The 22446-nt window shown below is 43.5% G+C and carries 23 protein-coding genes and 1 tRNA gene; 4 read left to right on the plus strand and 20 right to left on the minus strand.

Features of this window, described 5'->3' with window-relative positions:
- Positions 1–13 precede the first annotated feature (13 nt).
- The 16 genes from nuoL to glmM all read right to left on the minus strand — a co-directional run bounded on the left by nuoL (position 14) and on the right by glmM (position 13935).
- Positions 14–1990, minus strand: coding sequence for an NADH-quinone oxidoreductase subunit L (gene nuoL, locus CYQ88_RS08470; protein ID WP_101840924.1), 1977 nt, complete (start codon positions 1988–1990; stop codon positions 14–16).
- Positions 1991–1996: 6 nt separating this feature from the next.
- The gene (nuoK, locus tag CYQ88_RS08475; RefSeq protein ID WP_101840925.1) at positions 1997–2302 is read right to left on the minus strand and encodes an NADH-quinone oxidoreductase subunit NuoK; all 306 of its coding nucleotides are present in this window, start codon (positions 2300–2302) and stop codon (positions 1997–1999) included.
- Positions 2302–2937 (minus strand): NADH-quinone oxidoreductase subunit J, encoded by a 636-nt coding sequence (locus tag CYQ88_RS08480; protein ID WP_101840926.1) that lies wholly within the window; start codon positions 2935–2937, stop codon positions 2302–2304. The genes nuoK and CYQ88_RS08480 overlap by 1 nt, the downstream gene beginning before the upstream one ends.
- Positions 2938–2966: 29 nt before the next feature.
- Entirely contained in the window at positions 2967–3458 is a 492-nt protein-coding gene (nuoI, locus tag CYQ88_RS08485; RefSeq protein ID WP_101840927.1) for an NADH-quinone oxidoreductase subunit NuoI, read from the minus strand.
- A gap of 10 nt (positions 3459–3468) precedes the next feature.
- Positions 3469–4533 carry an NADH-quinone oxidoreductase subunit NuoH gene (nuoH, locus tag CYQ88_RS08490; RefSeq protein ID WP_101840928.1) on the minus strand — a complete coding sequence of 355 codons (1065 nt, stop codon included), beginning with the start codon at positions 4531–4533 and terminating at the stop codon, positions 3469–3471.
- 18 nt (positions 4534–4551) lie between these two features.
- Positions 4552–6657 (minus strand): NADH-quinone oxidoreductase subunit NuoG, encoded by a 2106-nt coding sequence (nuoG, locus tag CYQ88_RS08495; protein ID WP_101840929.1) that lies wholly within the window; start codon positions 6655–6657, stop codon positions 4552–4554.
- A 54-nt stretch (positions 6658–6711) separates the two neighbouring features.
- Positions 6712–7992 (minus strand): NADH-quinone oxidoreductase subunit NuoF, encoded by a 1281-nt coding sequence (nuoF, locus tag CYQ88_RS08500; protein WP_101840930.1) that lies wholly within the window; start codon positions 7990–7992, stop codon positions 6712–6714.
- A 4-nt stretch (positions 7993–7996) separates the two neighbouring features.
- On the minus strand, positions 7997–8491 hold the full coding sequence (nuoE, locus tag CYQ88_RS08505; protein ID WP_101840931.1) for an NADH-quinone oxidoreductase subunit NuoE: 495 nt from the start codon (positions 8489–8491) through the stop codon (positions 7997–7999).
- The gene (locus CYQ88_RS08510; RefSeq protein WP_101840932.1) at positions 8488–9741 is read right to left on the minus strand and encodes an NADH-quinone oxidoreductase subunit D; all 1254 of its coding nucleotides are present in this window, start codon (positions 9739–9741) and stop codon (positions 8488–8490) included. Before CYQ88_RS08510 ends, nuoE begins: the two co-directional genes overlap by 4 nt.
- 15 nt (positions 9742–9756) lie before the next feature.
- Positions 9757–10428, minus strand: a complete 672-nt coding sequence (locus CYQ88_RS08515) for an NADH-quinone oxidoreductase subunit C (protein ID WP_101840933.1) — start codon at positions 10426–10428, stop codon at positions 9757–9759.
- 21 nt (positions 10429–10449) lie between these two features.
- Positions 10450–10926, minus strand: coding sequence for an NADH-quinone oxidoreductase subunit B family protein (locus CYQ88_RS08520; protein ID WP_101840934.1), 477 nt, complete (start codon positions 10924–10926; stop codon positions 10450–10452).
- Positions 10917–11273: an NADH-quinone oxidoreductase subunit A gene (locus CYQ88_RS08525; protein ID WP_101840935.1), complete on the minus strand. Its 357-nt coding sequence runs from the start codon at positions 11271–11273 to the stop codon at positions 10917–10919. The genes CYQ88_RS08520 and CYQ88_RS08525 overlap by 10 nt, the downstream gene beginning before the upstream one ends.
- A gap of 76 nt (positions 11274–11349) precedes the next feature.
- A tRNA-Leu gene (locus CYQ88_RS08530) sits at positions 11350–11434 on the minus strand.
- A 9-nt stretch (positions 11435–11443) separates the two neighbouring features.
- Positions 11444–11764, minus strand: coding sequence for a preprotein translocase subunit SecG (secG, locus tag CYQ88_RS08535; RefSeq protein WP_101840936.1), 321 nt, complete (start codon positions 11762–11764; stop codon positions 11444–11446).
- A gap of 1 nt (position 11765) precedes the next feature.
- Entirely contained in the window at positions 11766–12527 is a 762-nt protein-coding gene (tpiA, locus tag CYQ88_RS08540) for a triose-phosphate isomerase (protein WP_101840937.1), read from the minus strand.
- Positions 12528–12600: 73 nt separating this feature from the next.
- The gene (glmM, locus tag CYQ88_RS08545) at positions 12601–13935 is read right to left on the minus strand and encodes a phosphoglucosamine mutase (RefSeq protein ID WP_101840938.1); all 1335 of its coding nucleotides are present in this window, start codon (positions 13933–13935) and stop codon (positions 12601–12603) included.
- 291 nt (positions 13936–14226) lie between these two features.
- Between glmM and CYQ88_RS08550 the strand changes: the two genes are divergently transcribed.
- Positions 14227–14946 carry a YebC/PmpR family DNA-binding transcriptional regulator gene (locus tag CYQ88_RS08550; RefSeq protein WP_101840939.1) on the plus strand — a complete coding sequence of 240 codons (720 nt, stop codon included), beginning with the start codon at positions 14227–14229 and terminating at the stop codon, positions 14944–14946.
- A 59-nt stretch (positions 14947–15005) separates the two neighbouring features.
- On the opposite strand, the gene CYQ88_RS08555 is transcribed toward CYQ88_RS08550, so the two are convergent.
- Positions 15006–15260, minus strand: a complete 255-nt coding sequence (locus CYQ88_RS08555) for a GIY-YIG nuclease family protein (protein ID WP_101840940.1) — start codon at positions 15258–15260, stop codon at positions 15006–15008.
- A 96-nt stretch (positions 15261–15356) separates the two neighbouring features.
- On the minus strand, positions 15357–17582 hold the full coding sequence (locus CYQ88_RS08560; RefSeq protein WP_101840941.1) for an NADP-dependent isocitrate dehydrogenase: 2226 nt from the start codon (positions 17580–17582) through the stop codon (positions 15357–15359).
- A 126-nt stretch (positions 17583–17708) separates the two neighbouring features.
- Here CYQ88_RS08560 and CYQ88_RS08565 point away from each other — a divergent pair, with 126 nt between their 5' ends.
- Genes CYQ88_RS08565 through hflD form a run of 3 tightly spaced genes read left to right on the plus strand, consistent with a single transcriptional unit; the run spans position 17709 to position 20122 of the window.
- Positions 17709–18266 carry an rRNA large subunit pseudouridine synthase E gene (locus CYQ88_RS08565; protein WP_101840942.1) on the plus strand — a complete coding sequence of 186 codons (558 nt, stop codon included), beginning with the start codon at positions 17709–17711 and terminating at the stop codon, positions 18264–18266.
- Between the two features lie 12 nt (positions 18267–18278).
- Entirely contained in the window at positions 18279–19430 is a 1152-nt protein-coding gene (gene mnmA, locus CYQ88_RS08570; protein WP_199170179.1) for a tRNA 2-thiouridine(34) synthase MnmA, read from the plus strand.
- Positions 19427–20122 (plus strand): high frequency lysogenization protein HflD, encoded by a 696-nt coding sequence (hflD, locus tag CYQ88_RS08575; protein ID WP_101840943.1) that lies wholly within the window; start codon positions 19427–19429, stop codon positions 20120–20122. Before mnmA ends, hflD begins: the two co-directional genes overlap by 4 nt.
- A 53-nt stretch (positions 20123–20175) precedes the next feature.
- Here the strand turns inward: hflD and rlmB are convergent, their stop codons facing one another.
- On the minus strand, positions 20176–20904 hold the full coding sequence (gene rlmB, locus CYQ88_RS08580) for a 23S rRNA (guanosine(2251)-2'-O)-methyltransferase RlmB (RefSeq protein ID WP_101840944.1): 729 nt from the start codon (positions 20902–20904) through the stop codon (positions 20176–20178).
- Positions 20901–22446, minus strand: a 1546-nt coding sequence (gene rnr / locus CYQ88_RS08585; RefSeq protein WP_101840947.1) for a ribonuclease R, incomplete at its 5' end; no start/stop codon positions are given. The genes rnr and rlmB, both read right to left, overlap by 4 nt.

The following is a 22446-nucleotide window of genomic DNA, read 5'->3' on the forward strand; positions in this document are numbered from 1 at the left end:
TTTATTATTATCATTACCACAGCACCCAAATAAGCATTGCTAGCAGACCAAATATCATCACAAAGGCATAATGATATAGTAAGCCTGTCTGACTGAGTCTTAAAGCTGATGCCATATTCATTACTGATTCAAAACTATTCGTGACAATCCCTTTATCAATGATTTTTACGTCAATAGATCGCCAGAAATATCCACCCAGCTTCCGTGCGCCATTTTGGAAAACGACTTCATTAAAGCGATCAAAACCATAGGCATTATTAAGCATTGCAAACCCTCTTGGGCAGCTACTCTTAATACGAGCTGGAATATCTGGCCGCTTCAGATAAAAGAACCAAGCCAATACAACACCAGCCGTTGCTAACATAACAGGAAGCGTCGTTAATGAATGGATGACCATATCCACAATACCGTGGTAATGGTGATGATAAAGTGCTCCTAAAACATCATGTTCTGGCAAGACTTGGATTGCAGTGCCAAAGTAGTCTCCTGACCATACTGACGCTATCATCGGCGCTCCCATAATGACCGCAGGGATGGCTAATAAGATCAAAGGAATCGTCACAACCTTTGGTGATTCTGAAATAGTATGTGACTTCACATACTCAGACTCTTCTCCATGGAAAACCAAGAAGAACATTCTGAAGCTATAGAAGGCTGTAATAAAGACCCCTAGTACTAGCAGAATATAGGCATAATCAGCACCATAAGCATTAGAGGCTTCAAGTGCCATTAAAATACTATCCTTTGAAAAGAAGCCTGCGAAACCAGGGAAGCCGATCAAAGACAAAGAGCCAATTAACATTGTCCAATAGGTAATAGGCATATGTTTCTTCATGCCCCCCATCTGACGAATATCCTGAATATGATGCATTGCAATAATAACTGAACCAGCCGCTAAGAATAATAACGCCTTAAAGAATGCATGCGTTAATACATGGAACATACCTGCCGCATAAGCTGATGCCCCTAAAGCAGCAACCATATAACCAAGTTGTGACAAGGTTGAGTAAGCAACGACACGTTTTATATCATTCTGTACAATCCCGAGTGCCCCCATCATAAAGGCTGTCGTTGCACCAATAATCATGACCGCACTTAAAGCAACTTCAGATAACTCAAATGCAGGAGACAATCTCGCAACCATAAAGATACCTGCGGTTACCATGGTTGCCGCATGGATTAATGCTGAAATGGGTGTTGGACCTTCCATAGACTCTGGAAGCCAAACATGTAAAGGCATTTGTGCTGACTTACCCATCGCACCCACAAATAAGAACAAACACATAGCCGTAATCACTGACCATTCAACACCAGGGAAAAAGCTAATGGTCGTTTCTGTATGCGCCTCTAATCCAGCAAAAAATTCACGGTAATCCAGTGTATTGAAATACATCACCACAATTGCAATACCGATCAAGAAACCGAAATCCCCTACACGATTCACTAAGAAAGCTTTTAAATTTGCTTGAATAGCCGATTCACGCTTCATATAGAAACCGATTAACAAGTATGAAACTAAACCAACCGCTTCCCAACCGAAGAAGAGCTGTAAGAAGTTATTAGCCATCACCAAGGACAACATTGCGAAAGTAAATAATGAAATATAACTAAAGAATCGTTGATAGTAAGGATTGTGATGATCATAGTCTTCATCATGATCCATATACCCAATGGTATAGACATGAACCATTAAAGAAACGAAAGTAACAACCAACATCATGGTAGCCGATAGGTTATCAATCATATAACCAATCTCAAATTTCATTCCATCTGATACTAACCAAGTATAAAGAGAGGTATTAAACTCTGAATGGCCATTCACTACAAACATCCAAAAGACATAAGCAGACAACACGGTAGAGACAGCCACCCCAAAAATGGTGATGGTGTGCGCACCCTTACGTCCAATTTGACGCCCGAATAAACCTGCGGCCACTGCGCCAAACAATGGTGACAAAAGGATAATCGTTAACAAAAATTTCAATATCATAGTCTATTATCCTTTCAGCGAACCTAATTCATCGACGTTAATACTCTTACGATTACGGAAGACCAATACAATAATCGCAAGTCCAATTGCCGCTTCAGCAGCAGCCACTGTCAAAATAAAGAAGACAAATATTTGACCCGTTACATCATTTAGGTAATGAGAAAAAGCGATAAAGTTCGTATTGACTGCCAACAATAACAATTCGATAGACATTAATAAGACAATAACATTCTTTCGGTTGAGAAATATACCGGCCATACTGACCATAAACAAAATGGCACCAAACACTAAGTAATCTGATAAAGCTATCATCAGTCCTTCTCCTCCTCAGGTAAATCGGCATCTTTTTTGACAGCATCCATTTTGACCATTCTGAAATAGTCAGCTGACTTAGCCTTAACTTGCTTATCAATATTTTGATATAAAACTGTTTCCGGCGGACGTCTTCTCAATGTCAAGGTAATTGCAGCAACAATCCCGACCAATAGCAATACTGCGGCTAAGATAAATGCAAAAACGTGGGTTGTATATAAAGGAACGGCGATGGAAAGTGTATTACTGACATCTTCATCCACCATTGGAGAACTGACTTGCTCTAAACCAAACCGGCTTGGCCCAACCACTAAATAAATCAAGGCAAAAATAGCCAATGCGGTTAATGCCCCTAGCGGGTAATAGCGAGTAAAGCCTTCCTTAATCGTAGCAACATTGATATCCAGCATCATCACCACGAATAAGAATAACACCATCACCGCACCAACATAGACCAGGATCAGCACAAGGCCTAAGAATTCAGCTTGGGCGATTAGCCATACACCAGCTGTGGATACAAAAGTCAGTACCAACCATAATGCAGCCTTAACTGGGTTCTTTACACTAATCACCATCAAGCCAGATAACGCGGCGACGGTCGTGAGTATATAAAAGATAAATTGTTCAAACGTCATTTACACTGTCTCTTTAATTGATTAAGGCTTTATCGATATTTTGCATCTGCTGCTCGGTCAGCAGCAATTTGAGCTTCATGCTGATCACCAAATGCCAACAGTCTTTCTTTAGTGACAATATTCGGGCCACGCTCATGAAATTCATACTCGTATACTCGAGTTTCAACAATCGCATCTACGGGACAGGCTTCCTCACAAAAGCCGCAATAGATACATTTAAACATATCAATATCATATTGAACGGTTCTCCGTGAACCGTCCGCTCTTTCTTCCGATTCAATGGTAATCGCATTAGCAGGACAAACCGCTTCACATAATTTACAAGCGATGCAACGTTCTTCACCACTTTCATAACGACGCAACGCATGATGTCCTCTAAAACGGGGGGAATAAGGCGTTTTTTCTTCCGGATAGCGAACTGTAATCTTCTTCTTAAAGAAATATTTCCCCGTTACGGCAAGTCCTTTAAATAACTCAATAAGCCCAAAGGTTTTTACTTGATGTCTAATAAATGTAATCATTCCATACCCCTTAATTGAACCAAGGACCAACTCTGTAGTAGGCCATTGCACCCACCACGAATACCCAAACGATTGTTACTGGGATAAAGACCTTCCAACCCAATCGCATGATTTGGTCATAACGGTACCGAGGAAAAGTTGCACGGAACCACAAGAAAATAAAGAGGAAAAGTGCAACTTTAGCAAATAACCAGATAAATCCAGGAACCCAAGCAAGTAACTCACCCAAAACAGGAACCCCTTCAAAAGGCGATAACCATCCCCCTAAAAACATAATGGCTGTCATAAAGGAGATTAAAATCATCATGGCGTATTCAGCCAAGAAGAATATCGCAAACGCCATACCGGAATATTCAACGTGGAAGCCAGCAACAATCTCGGATTCCCCTTCCGCGACATCGAATGGCGCTCGGTTGGTTTCAGCAACACCGGATAAGAAATACACAAAGAACATCGGCAGTAATGGAATCCAATACCAATGCAAAATCCCGCCCTGTTGACCTTCGACAATGGCGGTCAAATTCATGCTACCGGCAACCATCAACACCGTTACCAACGCAAATCCCATAGCAATCTCATAAGAAATTTTCTGAGCAGAAGCACGCATGGCACCGAGGAAGGCATATTTAGAATTGGATGCCCAACCGGAAATAACAACCCCGTAAACGACCACTGAAGAGACCGCTAACACATAAAGTAATCCCGCATTAATATCAGCGGCTACTACGCCATTAGCATCAAATGGAATCACCGCCCAGCCAGCAATGGCTGGTGCCAAGGCTAAAACTGGGGCTATTACAAAAAGATAAAGGTTAGATTGAGATGGAAAAATAATTTCCTTATTCATTAATTTTAAAGCATCGGCAATAGGTTGTAGCCATCCTTTTGGTCCAACTCGGTTAGGTCCCATTCGGATTTGCATATACCCAATTACTTTACGTTCAAAAAAAGTTAACCAAGCAACAGCCAGCAACACTGGCAAAATAACGGCTACCGCCTGAATTAATAAAGTAATTAAAATGGCCAGCCAATCATAAAGAAAGGAAGAGAGCCAGGTTTGTAACGCATCAAACATCTTATATTATCCTCTACCTTAAATAACGTTCACATTTGCATCAGGTGTTGCTTGCAAGGACGGTGACCGCCTTACTAACCCATCCACTTGATACATGGAAATGAATTGTGCTGGAAGCAGTGAATCAGACGATTCTGTATCAACATTGAGCCCAGAGAAGTCCACTGTTTCTACCAAATCAGAACTGACCTCTGCAAATACTTCATTACTATGCACATAGTCAAAACCTTCTAACTCGAGCATATTGCCTAATACTCGAAGGACCTTCCAAGCAGGCTTAATTTCATCTGCAGGCTCTATTGCCATCTTAAAAGATTGCTTGACACCGCAGGCGTTAACGAATGTACCCGCTGTTTCCGCAAAAGTAGAGATCGGCAACAACACATCGGCATACTCTCTTTGAGTCTCACTATCAAACGCCGTTAAATTAATCACGCACTCCGCTGAACGCATCGCCTTCAAAGCTAAGTCTCCATCGAGACAATCCTTTTCAGGCTCAATACCCATATTAATAAAGGCTTTTGTTTTCCCTGAAAGCAATGATTGAACATGCTTTCCATTATTAGGGGTAAATTTTGTCATATGCGCACCGACTTCATTTGCCGTAAGCGGCAATACATTTAACGTCGAGTTCGTCAAGTCGGCAAGTTGTTGAGATAAGATAATCAGTTGTGAATAGCGAGCATCCGTTTGAGCAATTTGCCCTAACATTATCGCACCCGATTCAGCATCCATTAAAGTCTTAGCAAGAGCAATCTGTTCTGGCGTTGCTTCAACTGATTTTAACCAGGCCTGGTCAGTTTTACCGGCCAAATCAGCTGCGGCCTTCACTAACCCTTTCAACGACTGAACCATATTGGTATCAATTAGTTGATGTGACAGGTTGTAATTGAAATCAAATTGTTGCGGATTAACCACCGAAATATGATTGCCATTCAGCTGAGCTTTGCGAAGGCGATGGTTTAGAAGTGGTAATTCTTTTCTTAAATACGACCCTACCAAAACAACTTCAGATAAGGATTCAACTTCTGGCAAACTGTGATTCAATTTGGGTGAAAAAATACCTGCTGCATCTAATGAGAAATCTTGCTGACGTAAGCGATGGTCAATGTTTTCAACCCCGATTGCTCTAGCCAATTTCTGTAAAAGATGCAATTCTTCTAACGTTGAATTAGGTGAGGCAAAAACGCCAAAATGTTCTGAATCCGCTTTTGCATACTGGCTAATCTTATCCGCTGCAAATGCTAATGCATCTTCCCAACTCACCGTTTGCCATTGGCCATGCTTTTTAATCATCGGAAAGTGTAAACGATCTTCATGATGAATGGATTCGTAAGAATAACGATCTCTATCTGAAATCCAAACTTCATTAATCGTTTCATTTTCGGCGGGGACCACACGTTTAACGCGGTTATTTTTAACATGTAACGTTAAGTTAGAGCCAATACTATCATGTGGTGAAACGGATTTGTGTGCGGTCAATTCCCAAGGGCGGGCAGAATAACGAAACGGTTTAGAGGTTAAAGCGCCAACGGGACAGAGATCAATCATATTACCCGACATCTCAGAAGTAACTGACTTCTCAATGTAAGTCCCAATCTCCATCCATTCACTTCGTCCTGTCGCCCCTAGCTCCATCATTCCAGCGACTTCCTGACCAAAACGAACGCAACGCGTACAATGAATACAACGCGTCATATCGGTATGAATTAGAGAACCCAGATTCTTATTACCCACAACGCGTTTTGTTTCAGAATACCTTGAAACATCATCGCCATAAGTCATAGCAACATCTTGGAGTTCGCATTCACCCCCTTGGTCACAAATTGGGCAGTCAAGAGGATGGTTTATCAGCAAAAATTCCATCACTGATTTTTGCGCAGCAACAGCCTTTTTAGATTTGGTATGCACCTTCATCCCGTCGGTAACTGGGGTTGCACAAGCGGGTAAAGCTTTTGGTGCACCCTCTACTTCGACCAAGCACATACGACAACTCGCCGCGATTGACAATTTTTTGTGATAACAAAAACGGGGAATCGAAATCTGAGCGTTATCGGCAACATCAATTAACATGTCACCTTCGCGTGCTTCTACCACCTGATCATTAATTTCAATTTTTACCATAATTTTTGACCTAAACTATTATTCGGGTATGTTTTATTGCAATAAATTAAAACTTTATTGCCTATCGAAAATACTACAACCATGATCGATGTAGTGGCGGAACTCATGCTCATAGTGCTCGATCGCACTCGTCAATGCAATGGTCGCCGCATCCCCTAGTCCACAGATAACGCGCCCCATAATTTTGCCAGACACATCTTTCAATGCTTCAATATCTTCAGGCCGACCCTTACCAGCACGAATCCGTTTTACAACCCGATACAACCAGCCCGTTCCTTCACGACAAGGTGTACACTGGCCACAAGATTCATCCCAATAAAAATGGCTTAAATTTTCGACCACTTTAACGATATCTGTATGATCATCCATCACGATCATTGAGCCGGCTCCTAAGAAAGAACCTGCTTTCGCGATAGAATCATAATCCATATTCATTTCCATGGCTTTTTCAGCCGGTAAAAATGCTGTGGATGCACCGCCAGGAATCACTGCTTTTAATTGGCGGCCTTTCCATACACCACCTGCCAACTCAAGTAAGTCCTTAAATGGTGTCCCCATACGAACTTCAAAGTTACCGGGCTTCAAGACATGCCCTGAAACGGAATAACATTTAGTTCCGCCAGCATTGGCAACCCCAAGGTCATTAAACCATTCACCACCTTTAGCTAGAATCATTGGAATGGATGCCAATGTCTCCGTATTATTAATGGTCGTGGGTTTACCATAAAGCCCATAACTAGCAGGGAAAGGTGGTTTGAATCTTGGCTGGCCTTTTTTACCTTCAATGGATTCGATTAATGCGGTTTCTTCACCACAGATATAGGCACCGGCACCTAAGTGCGCGTTTAAATCAAAATCATACCCGGACCCTAAAATGTCTTTACCAAGTAATCCAGCTTCACGCGCTTGAAGAATTGCATTATGAAACCGCTGATAGGGTTCCCAAAACTCGCCACGAATATAGTTATAACCAGATGATGCACCAATCACATAACCCGCAATCATCATCCCTTCAACTAACGCATGGGGGTTATACCGAAGAATATCTCTATCCTTAAAGGTTCCAGGTTCACCTTCATCCGAGTTACAAACAATATACTTGTCTCCCGGGGCATTACGATTCATAAAGCTCCATTTGAGACCCGTTGGGAATCCTGCACCGCCTCGACCACGGATGTTAGATACTTTCACCTCATCAATAATTTCTTGCGGGGTTAAGTCACCTGCTAGGACTTTCTTCCATACTTCATAACCACCATTCGCAATATAGGTATCAATGTCCCAAGATTTGTCTAAATGATTTAAACGGTAACAATTTTCATTTTGATGCACCATATCACTACTCCAAGCCGTCTAAGATCTCATCCACAGATGATTCGGTTAAGTTTTCATAATAGGTCTTACCAACTTGCATCATTGGAGCCCCACCACATGCGCCCAAACATTCAACTTTCTTAATAGAAAAGCGGCCATCTTTAGACACTTCACCTGGCTTGATATCAAATCTATTTTCTAAGTGTTCGATAATCTCTTCACTGCCTCTTAACATACAAGAGATACTGTTGCACACACAAACTTTATGTTTTCCAACTGGCTGATGCTCATAGTTACTATAAAAAGTGGCAACTTCATAAACTGCGGCAGGTGGCATTTCTAAGTAGTCTGCAATCTGATCCATTAAATCCGGTGTGAGATGTCCACCCTGTGTTTCTTGGACGATCCTTAAAGAAGCCATTACAGCAGATTGTTTTTGATCATCAGGATAACGTGCTACCCAGCGGTCAATGCGTTCTTTTACACTTCCAGTAATCACTGAATCTGTTTTTAAATTCATCTATCAACTTCTCCAAAAACGATATCCTGAGTCCCAATAATTGATACGACATCGGCAATCATATGGCCCTTTGTCATTTCATCTAAGCCTGCAAGATGTGCAAAACCAGGCGCCCTCACCTTCATTCGATAAGGCTTATTCGCACCATCAGAAACCATATAGATACCAAACTCACCCTTAGGATGCTCTACAGCACTGTAACATTCACCTTCAGGAACCGAGTAACCCTCGGTAAACAATTTAAAGTGATGAATCAAAGCTTCCATATTGGATTTTGCATCTTCACGGGATGGTGGTGTCACTTTATGATCATCTGCAATAACAGGGCCTGGATTTTCTCTAAGCCAGCTCACACACTGTTGAATAATCTTGTTCGACTCTCGCATTTCAGCAACACGAACAAGATAACGACTATAAGTATCCCCTTCGGTGCCGACTGGAATATCAAATGCCAAACGGTCATAGACTTCATAAGGCTGTTTCTTACGCAGATCCCACTCAACACCAGACCCTCTTAACATCGGTCCAGTAAATCCGAGTTGTAATGCGCGCTCAGGAGAAACTATGCCAATATCGACCGTTCTCTGTTTCCAAATTCTATTATCGGTTAATAAGGTTTCATACTCATCAACATAGCCGGGGAAACGCTTGGTAAACGCTTCGATAAAGTCCAACAAAGATCCTTCACGATCTTCATTTAGTTTGTCTAACTTTTTACCCGTATGCCATTTTGAAGCCTCATGCTTGGCCATAGTATCAGGCAAATCACGATAAACACCCCCAGGACGGTAATAAGCTGCATGCATCCTGGCTCCAGATACCGCCTCATAGCAATCCATTAAATCTTCACGCTCTCTAAAAGCATAAAGAAAGACCGTCATAGCGCCAATATCTAAAGCATGCGCACCCAACCACATAAGGTGATTTAGCAAGCGTGTAATCTCATCAAACATGACGCGAATATATTGAGCCCGCTCGGGTACCGTTACCCCTAACATTTTTTCAATGGCCATAACATAAGCATGCTCATTGGCCATCATTGAGACATAATCTAATCGGTCCATATAGCCAATGGACTGGTTGTATGGTTTATATTCAGCTAGCTTTTCAGTTCCACGATGTAATAATCCGATATGAGGATCTGCACGAACAATCGTTTCTCCATCCAGCTCAAGAACAAGGCGAAGTACACCATGCGCCGATGGATGCTGAGGTCCAAAATTAAGGGTATAGTTGCGAATTTCTGACATAATGATTCTCTCTACTTATCCGTTGGGCTCAGCATCATGCCGGATGACTCGGGGCACATTCACACGATTTTCAATCGTAACCGGCTCATAAACAACCCGGGCTTTTTCGGCATCATATCGCATTTCGACATGACCAATTAAAGGGAAGTCTTTTCGTAATGGGTGACCGACAAAACCATAATCCGTTAGAATTCGGCGTAAATCAGGATGCCCTTCAAACAAAATACCAAATAAATCGAAGGCTTCTCTTTCAAACCAATTTGCTGAACTCCAAATGGAAACGACCGATGGCACAATTGGAAATTCCACATCACTTGGAAAGACTTTTACTCTAAGTCTGACATTATGCTGAACAGACAATAAGTGGTAAACAACGGCAAATCGACGCGGCATCACTTCATCTGAACTGGTTTCATCCGCGTCAAAATCAAACACCCCACGGCTGAATCCAGATCGTGAAGCAGCCCTGGTTTCCCAGGTCACATCGCCATAAGCCAGGTAATCAACCCCACAAACATCGATCAACTGTTCAAAACCAAGTTGGCTCTTAATCTTTTCAAATGCATCAAATGCCTGGTCAGGTGCTAACTCAATAGTCAGCTCACCCAGTGCACGCTTCGATGCAACCACTGCATCGCCTAGAAATTTTTCTACGCTAGCTTGTAACTCTATAATTGATTGATTCATATCTTTTATCCAGTAAACACACTATCGTGCAATGGTATTAGTACGCTTAATCTTATTTTGTAATTGAATAATGCCATACAACAAGGCTTCGGCAGTTGGGGGGCAACCTGGAACATAAATATCGACAGGAACAATCCGATCACATCCTCTTACAACTGAATAGGAATAATGGTAATAGCCACCACCATTCGCACAAGAGCCCATCGAAATAACCCATCTAGGCTCAGACATCTGGTCATACACTTTACGTAGCGCAGGTGCCATCTTATTGACTAAGGTTCCAGCCACGATCATCACGTCAGATTGTCTTGGACTTGGACGAAAAATAATCCCAAAACGGTCTAAATCATATCGGGCTGCACCGGCGTGCATCATTTCAACCGCACAGCAAGCCAAACCAAAAGTCATCGGCCAAAGAGAACCTGTACGTGCCCAGTTTATTAACTTATCTGCAGAAGTGGTAACAACTCCTTCCTTTAAAACGCCTTCTATTCCCATTCCAGCGCTCCTTTCTTCCATTCATAAATAAACCCAACAACTAATAGCGTTAGAAAGACACCCATTGCGAGTATCCCAAAACCGCCGACTTGCTCTAACGCAATTGCCCAAGGAAATAAAAATGCAATTTCTAGATCGAAAATAATAAAAAGAATGGCAACTAAATAGAAACGAACGTCAAAACGCATTCTAGAATCTTCAAAGGCTTCAAACCCACACTCGTAAGGTGAATTCTTCTCCGTGTCAGGCCGATCAGGCCCCAATAGATAGCCCAAAAGGATTGGCCCTACGCCAAAAAGTATGCCTAACACCACAAACACCAATATCGGTAAGTAATTTTCTAGCATGAATCTCTAGCCTCTCAAAGCACTGCAGTTATCGTTGCAGTATTAACAATCTCAACCAAACTGGTTGATATAAATTTGGTGCCGATGGCCGGAGTCGAACCGGCACAGCTTTCGCCACTACCCCCTCAAGATAGCGTGTCTACCAATTTCACCACATCGGCAATAATGTATTAATTCGGAACCACAGGTTCATTTGAATCGGAGGGTTTTTCCACTTTCTCGGGAGCCACTTTTTCAACGACACTTTGGTATCCCTTTGCTTGTTGTGCTCCGAGATAAGCCAAGGACAAGCTGGTTACAAAGAACACAAAAGCAACAATCGCGGTCACTTTTAGCAAAAAGTTATTTGATCCGCCACTCCCAAAAACAGACTGTGATGAACCCCCACCAAAGTTGGCGCCTGCATCAGCACCCTTTCCTTGTTGTAGCAAAACCAACACAATCAAAATAAAGGCCATAACCAAATGGATTGCCAAAATTATCTGAAACATATTATTGCGCTCCCGCAGCTTTGCATATCGCTAAAAAATCATTTGCATCTAAAGAAGCACCGCCAATCAGACCACCGTCGATATCAGGCTGAGAAAATAGTTCAGCTGCATTGCCAGGCTTAACACTGCCACCATATTGAATAATGACTTTTTCCGCCACTTCTGCATCAAGATCCGCTAACTGACCGCGAATAAAAGCATGCACGGCTTGGGCCTGTTCAGAAGTCGCTGTTTTCCCAGTCCCAATTGCCCAGACTGGTTCATAAGCAATCACCACATTTTCAAAGGCCTGAATTCCAACCAAATCTAAAACCGCACTTAACTGAGCTGAAATAACCGCTTCTAAATTCCCAACTTCACGCTCTTCTAGCGTTTCTCCCACACACAAGATAGGTGTCAAACCTTCAGATAAAGCTGTCTGCACCTTTTGGGCGACTAACTCATTGGTTTCACCAAACATTGCACGGCGCTCTGAGTGCCCTAATATCACATAGCGACAACCGAAATCCTTAAGCATGGTTGCTGAAACCTCTCCGGTATAGGCACCTTGAACGGGTTCCACCGTCATATTCTGCCCACCTAAAGCGATGGCATCGGTTGCCAAACAACCTTTCGCATAATCGATATAAATTGAAGGCGGACAAACAGCCATCAAAGCGCCTTTGACCTCTGAGGCACCTGCATTCAATCCCGTCATCAAATCCTTAATCGATGCCTTACTACCATGCATCTTCCAATTACCGGCTACTAATAGCTGTCTCATTCTTTTTTCAGTCCCTAATGCAAAATTCCGTCTATGTTAGCGGTTTCTTTTTTAAATTACAATCTTGACAAAATTAACAAAATTCTGTTCTTACTAAATCGGCCAACCAAGCGACTTCTCGCTCAACAACTTCCAAGCTCTCGCCCTCAACCATAACCCGAATCAAAGGCTCCGTTCCTGACGCTCGAATCAATACGCGACCCTTACCCGCCATACGCTCTTCTGATGCCGATACTGCGGCCTCTATTGCCGAACTTTTCACCACACACTTAGGGTCTTCAACCCGAATATTCTTTAAAATTTGTGGGTATTTTTGCATCCCTGAACGTAACTCAGACAAGGATTGACCGCTATTCATGAGCGCAGCCATCACCTGCAAGGCGGAAACAATACCATCTCCCGTCGAGGATTTATCCAAACTTAACACATGACCCGACGCTTCCGCCCCCAGAATCCAACCTTTTTCACGCAATGCCTGCATCACATAACGATCACCGACATTGGCTCTGATAAATTGGATATCCTGCTGTATCAACGCTTTCTCAAGCCCCAAATTACTCATAACCGTGCCGACGACCCCCTCAACCACAAAGTCGGCCTGAGTCGCTAAAATATATAAGATCTCATCGCCATCAATCGTATCGCCGTTGGCATCGACCATCATTACCCGATCGCCATCCCCATCAAAGGCAATTCCAAAATCGGCTTCTACCTCTTGTACTTTTCGACTTAACTGCGCGAGATCTGTTGCACCACAATCCTGATTAATATTAATTCCGTTCGGTTCAACCCCAATCGATACAACCTTCGCACCCAGTTCTTTGAATACTGCGGGCGCAACATGATAAGTCGCGCCATGTGCACAATCAAGCACTACTTTTAACCCGCTGAGTTTTTGGCGCGCATGATAAGTGCTTTTACAAAATTCAATATAACGCCCGGCGGCATCATCAATTCGTTTCGCCCGCCCCAATTCATTCGACGGTACGGTCACGAGCTCTGATTCAAATGCCGCCTCTATTTCAAATTCAATTTCATCAGAAATTTTATGACCCGTTGCAGAAAAGAATTTAATGCCATTATCACAATGAGGATTATGCGATGCGCTAATAACAATACCAACATCCGCATCAAAGGTTTGAGTCAAATAGGCCACTGCAGGAGTCGGCATAGGCCCTACCAGCAACACGTCGATTCCAGCAGCAATAAACCCTGCTTCCAAAGCCGACTCAAACATATACCCTGAAATCCGAGTATCCTTACCGATCAACACTGTCGACTCACCATGATCCTTTAAAACTTTCCCGGTTGCCCAGCCTAACTTTAATACCTGCTCTGGGCGGATCATGCCCTTACCAACTTCGCTACGGATTCCATCCGTGCCAAAATACTTTTTGTGCTGACTCATTCTTTACCACTTTAAAGCCCGCCATTTCAATGGTTAGTAAACGCTAAAACCGACTAAATTCGCGTCAAACCTTGGCTGAGGGTCGATTAAAAATATGCCATTATAGCCAAAAACTATTGAAATGGGGGTAAGGTTGGCAAAATGATATTTATCATTGAGGATAATCAAAACTTGTGGCATCTATTTGATGGTACGCCCAACGTGAAACAGAAGATAACTTAAAGCCAAACATCTCAATTTTAAATTGTGTAAAATTAGCGCTTTCAATTGATCGGAACGCAGGACTTAAAGATGGGTAGAGCCTACCAAAACCGTAAAGAATCAATGGCAAAAACCTCTGATGCCAAAGCCAAAGTTTACAGCAAATTCAGTCGTGAAATCTATGTGTGCGCCAAAAGCGGCGGCCTTGAACCCGAAAGCAACTTAGCTTTACAAGGGTTGATAGAACGTGCCAAAAAAGCACAAGTACCAGCCCACGTCATAGACAAAGCACTCGACAAAGCCAAAGGCGGCGGCGGTGAAGATTTTGCCATTGCCCGCTATGAAGGTTACGGTCCTGGCAATAGCATGGTGATTATTGAATGCCTGACTGACAACCCCAACCGAACCTTTGGCGATGTGCGCAGTTGCTTCACCAAAACCAAAACCAAAATTGGTACGCAAGGCAGTGTTAGCCATATGTTTGATCATGCCGCCATTTTAGTGTTTGCGGGTCAGGACGAAGAAGCGGTATTGGAAGCGCTATTAATGGCCGATGTTGATGTTTCTGATATTGAAAATGAAGATGGAAAAATCAGCGTTTTTGTTCCTCATACCGAATATGCCAAAGCCAAAAGCGCGTTAGTTGATGCGTTTGGTGCCATTGACTTTGAAGTTGATGAAATTCAATTTCTTCCACAAATGACCAAACCCATCGATAATGACGAAGATCGTGAACAATTTGAACGCTTCCTCGACATGCTGGAAGATTTAGATGACGTTCAAAACGTCTATTATGACATTGAGCTTTAGACTCAAAACACGATTAAACCCGTTATAAAACGACCAGGCCTGGTCGTTTTTACCATTTCTTACAGAAATAACTTCTGCTTTGCTAAGCGTGACAGTCGCTTTAACGCATATTCACGCTGCATTGCACTACTTTTATCTTCACAGACTTCTTGATAAACCAGTTCACAAGGCCTTCGAGCTTGAGTATATTTTGCCCCGCCTTTAATTTCGCCATTATGCTGACGTAATCGACGAACTAAATCGTTGGTCACACCGCAATATAAACTATTATCAGCACACTTCAGCAAATAAACCACCCAAGATTTATCAACCATTCGACTTAGCCTTTTTTGAACACCCAAAAAAAGCCCGGAAAAACAACCAGACCTGGTTATTTTGACGGGCTTTTAATTTAACAAATTGAAAGGAATTTAAAGCGTATCAATCACCTTATTTAAGGTGGCGCTCGGACGCATGGCTTGGCTGACTAACGTTTGGTCAAACTTATAATAGCCTCCGATATCCATCGCTTTACCTTGTACGCCATTGAGTTCTGACATAATCAGCTCTTCATTTTCAGATAAAGCGGCCGCCACTTTTTCAAACCGTGCTTTTAATTCAGCATCCTCAGTTTGCGCGGCCAATTCTTCTGCCCAATACATTGCCAAATAGAAATGACTACCCCGATTATCAATCTCGCCCACTTTACGAGAAGGGGATTTATTGTTTTCCAGGAAGCGCCCCGTCGCTTTATCTAATGTATCAGCCAACACCTGCGCTTTGGGGTTATCATAATGAGTCGCCAAATGCTCCAGCGACACGGCCAAGGCTAAAAATTCGCCTAGAGAATCCCAACGCAAGTGGTTTTCAGTCATAAACTGCTGGACATGTTTGGGCGCAGAACCACCTGCCCCCGTTTCAAATAAACCGCCACCACTCATTAAAGGCACAATCGATAACATTTTTGCCGAGGTCCCTAATTCCAAGATCGGGAATAAATCCGTTAGATAGTCACGCAACACATTACCCGTGACCGAAATGACATCCTTGCCTTCTTTCACGTGACGTAATGTAAAGCGCGTCGCTTCCTCTGGCGACATAATATGAATTTCCAAGCCTGTTGTGTCGTGATCCAATAGGTAATGGTTTACTTTTTCAATCAACTGATGGTCATGTGCGCGATTAGTGTCCAGCCAGAAAACAGCCGGTGTATTGGTAGCACGCGCACGATTAACGGCCAGTTTAACCCAGTCTTGAATCGGCGCATCTTTTACCTGACACATACGGAAAATATCACCTGCTTCAACCGTTTGTTCCAGCAACACATTACCATTCGGTTCAACCACTCGAACCGTTCCAGCATTGTCCATTTGGAAGGTTTTATCATGTGAACCATATTCTTCAGCTTTTTGAGCCATTAAGCCCACATTCGGAACGGTTCCCATTGTAGTCGGATCAAACGCACCGTGATGTTTACAGAAATTGATGGTTTCCTGATACACCCCGGCATAACAACGATCCGGAATCACGGCTAAAGTGTCTTGCTGCTGCCCATCTTTGTTCCACATTTGTCCTGAGGTACGAATCATCGCTGGCATGGACGCATCAACAATGACATCGGACGGCACATGCAAGTTGGTAATACCTTTATCGGAATCGACCATCGCGATATCCGCTTGGTCTTCAATAGTTTTGGCGATGGCCGCTTCGATTTCTGCTTGCTTGTCGGCTGATAAAGATTCGATTTTGGCATAAACATCCCCCAATCCGTTGTTCGTGTTTACCCCTAACCGCTCAAACTCATCAGCATATTTCTCAAACACGTCCGCAAAGAAAACTGACACAGCTTGACCAAAAATAATTGGATCAGACACTTTCATCATGGTCGCTTTCAAATGAATCGAAAATAAAACACCTTGTTGTTTCGCTTCCGCCACGGCTTTAGCAAGAAAGTCTCTTAAAGCCTTTTGACTCATCACCGCTGCATCGATGACTTCACCGGCAAGTAACGGTGCTGAGTCTTTTAACGTTTCAACCTCACCTGAAGCGGATACAAATTCGATTTGAAACTGAGTAGCATCAGGGACAGTGATCGATTTTTCTGAACCGTAAAAATCCCCTTCTGTCATGTGCGCCACGTTTGATTTTGAATTTTCAGACCAAGCACCCATTGAATGCGGGTGTTTTTTGGCAAAATTTTTCACCGAGGTCGGCGCTCGACGATCTGAATTACCTTCTCGCAACACAGGATTCACTGCACTACCCAACACCTTAGCGTAGGTCGCTTTAACCGCTTCTTCTTCTGCATTTTGCGGGTTCGCCGGATAATCTGGAATCGCATATCCTTGTGCTTGCAACTCTTTAATAGCGGCATTTAGCTGTGGGATAGAGGCACTGATATTCGGCAATTTAACAATATTGGCTTGTGGTTTTTTCGCCATAGCGCCCAATTCAGCCAGCGCATCGCCGACTTTTTGATCATCCGTTAAGCGGTCAGGAAAATTCGCCAAAATGCGACCAGCCAAAGAAATATCCCGAGTTTCGACCATCACCCCTGCGGCTTTGGTAAAGGCTTCCACTATTGGTAACAATGAAAAGGTAGCTAAAGCGGGTGCTTCATCAGTCAGGGTATAAATAATTTTGGCAGATGCTGTCATGCGAATTTCCTAAAATTAACGGTCAACGAAAAATGAATAAAGGTTGGCGCCGAACGCAGCCCAACCTTATTAAAGATGATAAAATGGCTTTTATTCTAACTCACTCACCTCAAAAATATAAGCGATATGAGCGAAATACTGCTATTCAACAAGCCATTTAACGTCCTTTGCCAATTTACTGACGAGCCACAATACCAATCACAACGTCAAACGCTAGCTGACTTTATCGATCAACCAGGATTTTATGCAGCAGGCCGTCTGGATAGAGATTCTGAAGGATTGTTACTGCTAACCAATGATGGCAAACTACAACACCAAATCGCCTCCCCACAAAACAAATGGCCGAAAACCTATTACGTGCAAGTAGAAGGCGCAATAGACCAACCTGCATTACAAGCCCTACAAAAAGGTGTTCCGCTCAAAGATGGCATCACCCGCCCAGCCAAAGCACGCAAAATCAATGAACCTAACTGGTTATGGCCTCGCAATCCACCGATCCGTGAACGCAAAAACATCCCTACTTCTTGGGTTGAAATCACCCTGACTGAAGGAAAAAACCGTCAGATCCGTAGAATGACGGCCGCCGTCGGCTTTCCAACCTTGCGACTGATCCGCATTCGAATTGGCGACTACCAACTGGGAAGATTAGCACCGGGCGAATCCCTGTTAACAACAAAAGCATGATAAAATAGCCCCATGCAAATACCATCAAATACACAAATCGAAAAAAACGCTCAGACAAAAGTCATTGTTGGTCTTTCCGGCGGCGTTGACTCCTCTGTTACCGCACTCCTACTCAAGCAGCAAGGCTATCAAGTTGAAGGCCTGTTTATGAAAAATTGGGAGGGCGATGATACAGAAGACTATTGCCCTGCAGCCGAAGACTTACTGGATGTGTTTGCCATCTGCGAAACACTGGATATTCCACTGCATATTGAAAACTTTTCCGGCGAATACTGGGATAATGTTTTTAAACATTTTTTAACCGAATACCAAAGTGGGCGTACTCCGAACCCTGATATCCTATGCAATAAGGAAGTTAAATTTAAAGCCTTTTTACAGCACGCGTTAGAGCTGGGTGCGGACTATATTGCCACCGGACATTATGCCCGTATTAGTCGAGATCAAAGTGGACACTGTTATCTATTAAAAGGCTTAGATAACAATAAAGACCAAAGCTATTTTTTATATACCCTACAGCAACACCAATTAGCCAAATCCCTGTTCCCATTGGGCGAACTGGAAAAGCCTTTGGTCAGGAAGCTGGCTGAAGAAGCTGGGTTAATTACGCACAATAAAAAGGATAGCACGGGCATTTGTTTTATTGGCGAACGTAAGTTTACCGACTTTTTACAGCAATTTTTACCTGCTCAACCGGGTGATATCATTGATACCGACGGCCAAATCATCGGACAACATCAAGGATTGATGTATCACACTTTAGGCCAACGCAAAGGGTTAGGTATTGGCGGGGGGTATGGCGATTCGGGACTTCCCTGGTTTGCCGCCGATAAGGACTTAGCAAAAAACCAATTAGTTGCGGTACAAGGATCAGACCATCCATTACTCAATCATCGTTACTTAGTTGCCGATACCTGTGACTGGGTATCGGGACAATGCCCGCCCTTACATACGGCATTTAAAGCTAAAGTGCGCTACCGCCAACCCGAACAACCCTGCCAAATCATTGAATACCAACAGGGAAAAATTATAGTTGAATTTGATCAACCGCAAACGGCCATTACCCCTGGCCAATCAGTGGTATTCTATGGCGGTGACATTTGTTTAGGCGGTGCGGTGATTACCGAACGCCATCATCAACCCCCAACTTTTAGTGATTTGTTATGACCCAATACAGCCATCAAGATAAAACGCTCGCCCTCGTTGGCATTTACCAAGTTGCTCAGCAAGTATATCAATTGGCGACAACTGGCAAAACCAACGAATTGGCCTTTCAAACCAGCATTAATTCGTTGTTTTGTGAAAATCCAACCGATACGTTAGATGTATTTGGCGGTGACATTCAACATCTACAACTGGGCATTCACGCATTACTGGCACAGATGAAATCCAGCCAAGCGGATGCCCAACGCAATATCGAATTGACTAAATATGTTTTAAGTTTGATGATTTTAGAAAAAAATATTTCAAAAACGGAAGGCACCTTGGAAAAGGTCTCTCAAGTGATAGAGTCGGCTCGAGCACAACGCAGCCATTTTGGCGATTTCCATGACAATGTCATTGCCACCTTAGCCAGAGCCTATTCTGAAAATATTAGCACTCTCAATCCGCGCATTATGGTCAACGGTCAGCATGGTCACTTACAAAACCCGAAGACCGCCAATAAAATTCGAGCGCTATTGCTTGCAGGCATACGCGCCACCATTCTCTGGCGACAAGTCGGCGGAAGCCGTTGGGGGTTAATTTGGCACCGAAAACGGTATTTACAAGCCGCCCAAGCCCTGTACCGTCCACTTGAAAACAGCTCAGCCCCATCAGCAGAACATTCGGATCAGCCTAAAAACCCCGATTCAGAATAAAAAAAACGACCAGGCCTGGTCGTTTTAAAGAATAATAGCGCGTTCAAAAGGCGTCACAGTCGTTGACGGAAAGCTTCATATAAAGCTACACCGGCTGCAACCGAAACATTCAAACTCTCAACGGTTCCCACCATCGGAATGGCCGCAAGATGATCACAGGATTCGCGCGTCAATTTTCGAAGCCCTGACCCTTCGGCCCCCATTACAATTCCAACAGCGCCCTTTAAATCAACCTGATAAAGCGTTTGATCAGTTTCTCCGGCTAGCCCCGTTACCCAAAGACCATTTTGCTGTAAGTCTTTCAGAGTTCGAACTAGATTCGATACCACCACCAGCTTCACCGTTTCTGCGGCGCCGGAAGCGACCTTGCGCACCGTTGCATTGACACCGACCGAATTGTGCTTTGGAATCACCACGGCTGTCACACCTGTGGCATCAGCCGTTCTCAAAATCGCGCCGAGATTATGCGGATCTTGAACTTCATCCAAAAATAAAAATAGCGGGTTGGTGGTTGTGTCCATCAGCCCCTTTAAATCGGCTTCAGTCAATTCGGCTTGTTTGGCAATCGTCGCCACCACGCCTTGATGAACCCCATCAAACTGATTAAAGTAAGATTTTGGTTCTTGTCGGGCATTGACACCAAGCTGTTTAGCTTGTGCTTGTAATGCTTGAAGGCGCTTATTATGAGCGCCTTTAACAAACACCAATTCGTAAATCAGGTGCGGCGACTGCTTTAAGAACTTTTCAATCGCATGAATGCCATACAAAACATCCTGCTTCACGCGTCGCTCGACTCGCCAGAAGCGTCTGACTTTTTCTTACGACCTCGATAACCGCCTTTTTTACGACTATTCCGTCTTTTCCGTTTCTTGGGCGCGCTATTGTCTGCCGCATTATCATCTTGGCTATCAGCCGTATCCGACGATTCTGCGATCACATCCAAACTGGAATCTTCTGAACTCAACAAACGCAAATCAATTTTACGGTCATCCAAATTCACCTGCGCCACTTGGACACGTAAACGATCACCAATGCGATAGACTTTGCCGGTTCGCTCCCCTTTTAGACAGTGACGCGATGCATCATAGTGGAAATAATCTTCACCCAATTCCGTAATATGAACCAACCCTTCAACATACAACGGCTCCAGCTCGACAAACAAACCAAAATTGGTTGCTGCGGCCACCACGGCATCATATTCTTCACCCAAACGATGCGATAAAAACTCGCATTTCAAGAAGGTGACGGCTTCACGAGTTGCTTCATCCGCACGTCTTTCAGTCGCCGAACAATGTTCACCCAGCGATTGCATTTTATTCTCGCTATAATCAAACTGATCGACGGGCTGTTTCGTCCATGCAAACCGAATGGCTCGATGAATCAGTAGATCTGGATAACGACGAATCGGCGACGTGAAGTGCGCATAGTATTCGTAATTCAAGCCAAAGTGCCCTAAATTTTCAGGCTGATAAACCGCTTGGTTCATGCTTCTTAACAACACAGTTGAAACCAAGTGTTCATGAGGCTGTCCCTTCACGGCTTCACTCACTGCTGCATAATCTTGTGCATCCGGTTCGTCTTCTCCGCCTAATGACAAACCAAAGTCACCTAGGAAGGTTCTTAGGTTTTTTAAACGCTCTTCCGAAGGCTTTTCATGCACGCGGTACAACATCGGAATCTTATGCCATTTCAAATAGCGCGCCGTCGCGACATTTGCCATTAACATGCACTCTTCAATCAACTTATGTGCTTCGTTTCGTTGCACCGGAACAATTTCTTTGATCTTGCGGTTTTCATCAAAAACGATACGCGTTTCAACCGTATCAAAATCCAAAGCGCCTCTTTGCTCTCTGGCTTTTTTCAATAAAAGATACAAGTCATTCAGGTCTTCGACATTTGGTACAACCTCGTTAAAGGTTTCACGATGTTCGGAAGCCTTATCCGTCAACATTTCATGCACTTGGTTGTAGGTTAAACGGGCTTTGGAATTCATCACCGCATCATAAAACTGCGTTCTTTCTAACTTACCGTCTTCGTCAATGGCCATATCACAGACCATACATAAGCGATCCACTTTCGGGTTAAGCGAACAGAGTCCATTTGACAATTTCTCCGGCAACATCGGAATCACTTTCTGTGGGAAATAAACCGAATTACCACGTTCAAAAGCGGCTTCATCAAGCGGCGTGCCTGGCTTAACATAGTGAGAAACGTCTGCAATCGCCACTAATAAACGCCACCCTTTTTTACGACGTTTAGCAAACACAGCATCATCGAAGTCTTTTGAATCTTCACCATCAATTGTAACTAAAGGCAAGCTACGT

Source organism: Hydrogenovibrio sp. SC-1 (genome assembly GCF_002848135.1).
Classification (GTDB): domain Bacteria; phylum Pseudomonadota; class Gammaproteobacteria; order Thiomicrospirales; family Thiomicrospiraceae; genus Hydrogenovibrio.